The organism is Micromonospora sp. NPDC050200, from assembly GCF_040656135.1.
In the GTDB taxonomy this organism is placed as follows: domain Bacteria; phylum Actinomycetota; class Actinomycetes; order Mycobacteriales; family Micromonosporaceae; genus Micromonospora.
Genome location: NZ_JBFALG010000006.1, coordinates 22,619 through 28,875, shown reverse-complemented (window position 1 = coordinate 28,875; position 6,257 = coordinate 22,619). Strand labels below are relative to the sequence as shown.

The following is a 6,257-nucleotide window of genomic DNA, read 5'->3' as shown; positions in this document are numbered from 1 at the left end:
CCGCCCAGAATTACGTCGGGCCGGCGCTTTCCGAATCCCCTACCAGCCCCTACCGGTGCCGATCGGGGCCGGTGGATCAGTCCGCCGCCGCCCGGGCCAGCCGGCCGCGGTCGATCTTCCGGTTGGAGTTCAGCGGGAACTCGTCGAGGTGGGTGTACCGGCGGGGCAGCATCCCCTTCGGCAGGATCTCGGCGAGCTGCTTGGCCAGCTGGGCGGCGGGGACCGGCTCGCCGGTGTAGTAGACGACGATCTCCACCAGCCCGCCGACGGTCCGGGTGACCGCCACCGCGTCCCGTACGCCCGGGCAGCCGGCGAGCGCGTGCTCGATCTCGGCCAGCTCGATCCGCCAGCCGTTCACCTGCACCTGCGCGTCCCACCGGCCGAGGTAGACCAGTTCCCCGTTCTCCAGCCGGCGTACCCGGTCGCCGGTCCGGTACCAGCGGCGCCCGTCGTGGTCGAGGAACCGGCCCTCGTCGTCGGCGGGGTCGAGGTAGCCGGGGGTCATCTGCGGGCCGGTGACGCACAGCTCGCCCTCCTGGTCGGACAGTTCCCCGTCGGGGATGCGCAGCAGGGCGTCGTGTCCCTCGTGCAGGTGCCCGATCGGCACCAGGCCGTTGACGCAGAGCCCCGGCGAGGTCTCCGGCGACCACCGGTGGCCGGTGACGGTGAGGGTCAGCTCGGTCGGGCCGTAGATGTTCGCCACCGTGGACCGGTCGGCGGCGGCGTGCCAGTCGGCCACGTCCGCCGCGCGCAGCGCCTCCCCGGCGAACAGGCTCCAGCGCAGCCCGGGCATCCCGCCGGGGCGCAGGCCGCCCAGCCTGCGGATCAGCGTGATCGCGCTCGGCGCGGAGAACCAGACGGTCATCCCGCGCTCGGCGAGGAAGCCGGGCAGGTCCCGGTATGCCTGCGCCGGCACCGGCTGCACGCCCGCCCCGGCCCCCCAGGCGCAGAACAGGTCGAACGCCGCGCAGTCGAAGTTCAGGTCGAAGGTCTGCGAGAAGACGTCCGTGGCGTTGAAGTCGTAGTGCCGGTCGACCAGGCGGAAGTAGTGGTCGGTCATGCCGTAGGTGATCGGCACGCCCTTGGGCCGGCCGGTGGAGCCGGAGGTGAACAGCACGTACGCCACCTGCGACGCGGTGACCGGCAGCGGCGCGTCGAGCGGCCGGCGGCCCAGCGGGATCCGCGCCGCGCCGGGCACCGCGTCGGCGTCCAGGCCGGGCGCCAGCACCGGCAGCTCCAGCCCGGCGCCGGCCAGCTCGCCGAGGGTGGCCAGGCCGGCCTCGTCGGCCACCACGGCGCTCGCGCCAGAGACCTCCAGCATCCGCCGGGTCCGCGACACCGGGAAGCCGGCGTGCAACGGTACGACCGTGGCGCCGGCGTACAGCACGGCCAGGATTCCCGCGTACGCCTCGATGCTCTTGCCGGTGAGCACCGCGACGGCCCGCGGCGGCTGCTCCCCGGCGGCGCGCAGGGCCCCGGCCCGGGCCAGCGCCAGCTCGTGCAGTTCCTCGTAGCTCACGGCGCGGGTTCCGACCCGCAGGGCCGTGCCGGTGGGGTTGACCGCCAGGCCGCGAAGGAAACGCGCCGACAGGGCGGGACCGTCCACGTCTACCATCCGGTGCTCCAACAGTAAGGGGCGACAGGGGTTGTCGGCCGCACGGGCAGGTACTTGTATCGAGGTCACCGCCGACACCGGTTCCGACAGATTCGGAGTGACCCATGCTGGACGAACGGTTCGAGGGGATGCTGCGGGGATACCTGGCCTTCCTGTCGCCGACCGACACCCTCACCGAGGACACCCCGCTGCGCGACTTCGGGCTGGACTCGATGGCCACGGTGGAGCTGATCTCCGACCTGGAGTCGGCGTACCAGGTCCGGTTCGTCGACGACCTGCTGAGCCTGGAGAACTTCGCCACCCCCGGCACGATCTGGGCGAGCCTCACCGCGTTGGGCGCCACGGGCCAGGTGACCGAGGCCCGGGTCGGCCACTGACCGTGACGCCCGTGTGAGGCAATGCTGGTGCAGGCCCGTACGCCCGGAAACCCCTAGCGCCCCCTGACCCGCGCGGCCCGTCGATTCGGGCGGCGGTTTCCGCGACCCGGTGCACGGACACGCGGGCGCCCCGACCGACCTGGTCGGGGCGCCGCCCCGGGTACGGACGAAAGGGAGCGCGTCCGGAGCACGGCCCCGGGGACTCCGGACGGGCGGGGTCTGCCTCAGCCGGCCAGTTCCTCCCAGTCCTGCCCGGCGTGCAGCAGCCCGGTGGCGCCCTCGCCACGGGACTCGGACAGCCGCTTGCGCAGCTCATGCTCGGCCGGCAGGTCCGTGCGACGGGTGATGCCGAGCTTGCGGTAGACCCGCGTCAGGTGCTGCTCGACGGTGCTGACGGTGATGTACAAGGTCTGGCTGATCTCCCGGTTGGTGTGACCCAACGCGGCCAGCTTCGCCACCCGACGCTCGGCCTCGCTGAGCACGTGCCGGCCCTCCTTCTCCCGGTCGTGCCAGCGGCCGACCAGCGCGGGCGGCTCGACCGGCTGGTCCCCGCCGGCGGGGAGCGCCGGCCCGGTCGTGCCGGCCTGTGCGACCTGCGCGGCCCGGCGGGCCAGCACCCGGGCCCGGTCGAACTCACCGAGCTGCTGCCGGACGACGCTGAACGCCGTCAACGCCTTGGACAGCTCCAGCCGGTCGTCGGCCGCCTGGAGGCATTCCACGCTCTGCCGCAGCAGGGTCGGACGCTGGGCCGGTTCGCTGGCGGCGGCGAGCACCCGCAGCGAGATCCCCCGTACCCGGAGGTCGGCCGCGCGGGCCCGTTCCAGTTGCTGGGTGAGCAGGTCCCGGGCCTCGACGGAACGGCCCAGCCGGAGGTTCACCTCGGCCAGGTCGCTGCGCCACGGGACCAGCGCCGGCACGTCCACGTCCCATTCGCGCATCAGCCGGCCGCACAGCTGGAAGTCCCGCCCGGCGGCCAGCACCCGGTCGGTGGCCAGGTGGTACTGCCCGCGGGCCCGCAGGTACGGCAGGCTGAAGACGGTGCCGAACATCGAGTCGGGCACCGGTGCCTGGAGCACCTCCGCCGCCTCCTGGTAATCCCCGAGGGCCGTCCGCGCGACGATCAGGGTGGCGCGCGGCTGACCGATGAGGACCCCCCAGCCCTTCTCCGGCAGCAGCGTCAGCGCCTGCTCGGCGTGCCGGATCGCGTTGACCAGGTCGCCGCGCCGGTAGGCGATGCTGCCGGCCAGCGAGGAGAGCACCGCCTGCCAGGTGACCTCCCCCCGCTCCGCGGCCTGCCGCATGATCCGCTCGCACCAGGTGCGGGCCAGCTCCGGCTTGTTGCCGCGCAGCACCGCGAGCACCGCCGCGGCGACCACCTCCAGCGGCGTCTCACCCATCTGGCAGCTGCGCAGGATGTGCTCGGCACTGGTGGTGGCGGCCTCCCCGCCGCCCCGGCCCCAGAGCGAGGTGAGCCGCTGCGCCGCGTCCGCCCAGAGGTCCCTCGGGTGGCTGGCGCCGTTGGACCCGAGCTCGGACAGGCGCCCGCGGGCCGTACCGAGAAACCAGTGGAAGGTGACGGCGAGTTCGGCCGCCGTCTGCGGGTCGAGCGGGTCGGCGGACGCGCCGAGCGCCGCGACCGCCCGGGCCGCCGCGCTCTCGTCGCCGTTCCACAGGCTGTAACGGATCACCGCCGCGGCGTCCGGCCCGTGCAGTTCCCCGTCCTGCACCGCGCTCTGCAGACAGGGCAGGTACGGCAGCGCGGCGGAGGGGTTCCGTCGCCAGAGCGCGCCGGTGAGCGCGTGCATGATGGCGATCCGTTCCTTGCGGTCGGTGCAGCCGGAGAGCGCCAGCTCCAGGTAACGCACCGCCATGTCCGGGTCGTCCCCGGCCAGCGCCTGGCCGGCGGCGGTACGCAGGACCGCCACGGCCCAGTCGGCGGGCACCTCTTCGGCGTTGAGCAGGTGCCGCCCGACCTCGGCCGCCGGTGCGCCCTGCTGGTGGAGCAGGTCGGCGGCCCGGACGTAGACGGCTGCCCGGTCCGCCGGGGTCATGTTCTCCAGGACCGTGGTGCCGCCCAGGCGGTGGCGCATGCGGCAGTCCCGCAGCACGCCGGCCTCGGTCAGTATTCCGACGATCTCCTCGGCGGTTTCCGTCCGCATTCCGAGAAGACGGCCGATCAGGGCCGGATCGGAACGCTCGTCCAGGACCGCGGCCGCAGCGGCCACGTCCAGCAGTTGGGCGTCCCATCTGTGCAGGCCGGCCAGCACGGCGTGGGCATATCCGTCGCCGACGACGGGCGTGGCCGCGTCGTCGATCTGGGCATCGGCCGCATTGTCGTCGAGCAACGCGTGGACCAACAGTGGATTACCATTTGTCAGATCGCGGTATTCCTGGGCCACGGACTCGGGCGCCGTCTTTCCCCATTTCTTGGCGAGCAGATCGGCGATGTCCGGCACGGTCAGCGCGGACAGCCTGATGCACTCGTGCGGCTGGCGGGTCAGTTCCGTGTAGAAAAGCGGCAGGGTCGGTCGGCGTCGGTGCCACGTGCTCAGGACGAGCAGCATTCGGGCGGCGTCCATCCGTCGCTGCAGAGACAACAGCAGCCGCAGTGAGGCGGAATCGGCGAACTGCAGGTCGTCGATCACGATGACGACGGTGCGCTCCCGGCACAGGCCGAGCAGCACCGCGCAGAACTCACGCGTCCAGCCCGATCGGGCGTCGGGCTCCACCAGCGGGTCCGACCATCCCCCGTCCTGGCCGCCCGCATCAACCGAACCGATGAGCCGGGCAACCCGTTCGGGTAGCGCGTCCACCAGGTCGGCGCTGCGAAACAACTGATCGACCACCCCGAGCGGCATCGACTGCTCCGCCCGCGATCCCGTACCAGTCAGAAGTAACGCCCCCGTCTCCGCCGCGTAACGCGAAAATTGATGGAGCAGATATGTTTTACCGCTGGCCAGTCCCCCCTCGACGAGCGCCAGTCGGCCGCTTGAGCCGTCGCATTGGCGAAGGAGCCCTTGCAACAGCGACAGGGCCCCCTCGTATCCCATGGTCGCCACGTTTGCATACCCCTAAGCAGCGTAGTAGTCGAAACGCTTCAACACTGGTAGCCACGTTGCGGCGTATCATATCCACAGATCGACGATGATGCTAGCCCTGCCTCTTTAGTGCAGGCCAGGCACGCCGGGCTGCTCAGGCGGTCTGTCGCCGATCCGATGGGGCGAATTGCAGAATGTCCAGTTCGCCGGTGTGTCCCATTTCCAATGCGACTGATCATGTCGTCGCGTTTGGCCGGCCAATCAATCCCGAGCAATGCGAGGGATCTTCAAATGTCACGAACGGTTACTTGATTCGGCAACCTATTGTTAACCTCCCTGCGATCGGTTCGGTATTCGCGCAGGTCCGGTCCGCTTCTGCCGGACCGCGCCGACGAGGCACCCGTCCCGCCCGCCGCCCCGTCGTCACCCGGCAGCGGATATGTGACCTGGCCGTGACCTGCCGGGGCCGCCACGGGACGCACCGACGGCCCGGGATGACGGGCCCTGCGCGCTGGCCGTCCGGCCCTTCCTCGCCACCGAAAGCGACGCGGCACGCGACGCCGGGCCGACCCGCGAGGAAACTCGTCACCCCGGTGCACGCCGGTCAGCCTGGCCGGCTCCCGACACGTGGCCCCGCCCATCACCCCGCCGGTCCGGGCCAGTCACGTCGTGCCCGACGCGCGGCAGGCCGGTGCACATCGGACCCCGGCCCGCCGGCCGGCCACCCAAGGCTGCTACCAGCTGGCCCCCCGGGCGGCCCGCCAGCCGCTCGCCGACACCAGGTGGCCCTTGGCCGACCCGTCCGGCCGCATCAACCGGCCCTGGCCCGCGATCAGCCACCTGTTCGCCGAGGCGTCAGGGACGCCGATCGCACCGTGACGGCAAGGGCTCACGGCGGGTTGCGGGGCAGGTGACCGAAGCAGCGCCGAGCGCGGGCCGGCGGGGCGGCCGGCGGCACCGCCACCAGCGGAAACACCATCCCGAGCTGCCGCGGGACGGATCCGACGAACCCCTACCGGCTCGAAGAGCGCGAGCGGCGGCAGCCGATCCACGGCCGGTCACGGCGACGCCCCGGGGGTCCGCCGGCCCTGCCCGAGGAAGCAATGAAGCGGCGCGCCCGACGATGTCGTCGAACGCGCCGCGACGCGACCGCACGTTCCGCTCGGGGTCGGTGCCGGCCCGTCCCGGGTCACGGTCCCGGGCCGACGCCGGGGCCGACCGGCTCCG

Annotated in this window: 4 protein-coding genes; 2 read left to right on the top strand and 2 right to left on the bottom strand. The window is 72.4% G+C overall.

Annotation, left to right across the window (positions count from 1 at the left end; genetic code table 11):
• Positions 1–76: 76 nt before the first annotated feature.
• A complete protein-coding gene (locus tag AB0I41_RS06390) occupies positions 77–1,615 on the bottom strand; it encodes an AMP-binding protein (RefSeq protein ID WP_357102500.1) in 1,539 nt (512 codons plus the stop codon).
• A 104-nt stretch (positions 1,616–1,719) separates the two neighbouring features.
• On the opposite strand from AB0I41_RS06390, the gene AB0I41_RS06385 reads away from it, so the two are divergent.
• Positions 1,720–1,992, top strand: a complete 273-nt coding sequence (locus AB0I41_RS06385; RefSeq protein WP_357102498.1) for an acyl carrier protein — start codon at positions 1,720–1,722, stop codon at positions 1,990–1,992.
• Between the two features lie 224 nt (positions 1,993–2,216).
• Here the strand turns inward: AB0I41_RS06385 and AB0I41_RS06380 are convergent, their stop codons facing one another.
• The gene (locus tag AB0I41_RS06380) at positions 2,217–5,042 is read right to left on the bottom strand and encodes an AAA family ATPase (protein ID WP_357102496.1); all 2,826 of its coding nucleotides are present in this window, start codon (positions 5,040–5,042) and stop codon (positions 2,217–2,219) included.
• A gap of 615 nt (positions 5,043–5,657) precedes the next feature.
• On the opposite strand from AB0I41_RS06380, the gene AB0I41_RS06375 reads away from it, so the two are divergent.
• Positions 5,658–5,909: a hypothetical protein gene (locus AB0I41_RS06375; RefSeq protein ID WP_357102494.1), complete on the top strand. Its 252-nt coding sequence runs from the start codon at positions 5,658–5,660 to the stop codon at positions 5,907–5,909.
• Positions 5,910–6,257 lie beyond the last annotated feature (348 nt).

Excerpts from the sequence above, each read along its gene's own strand:
- AB0I41_RS06390 (WP_357102500.1), bottom strand. The coding sequence starts at position 1,615 with ATGGTAGACGTGGACGGTCCCGCCCTGTCGGCGCGTTTCCTTCGCGGC.
- AB0I41_RS06385 (WP_357102498.1), top strand. The coding sequence starts at position 1,720 with ATGCTGGACGAACGGTTCGAGGGGATGCTGCGGGGATACCTGGCCTTC.
- AB0I41_RS06380 (WP_357102496.1), bottom strand. The coding sequence starts at position 5,042 with ATGGGATACGAGGGGGCCCTGTCGCTGTTGCAAGGGCTCCTTCGCCAA.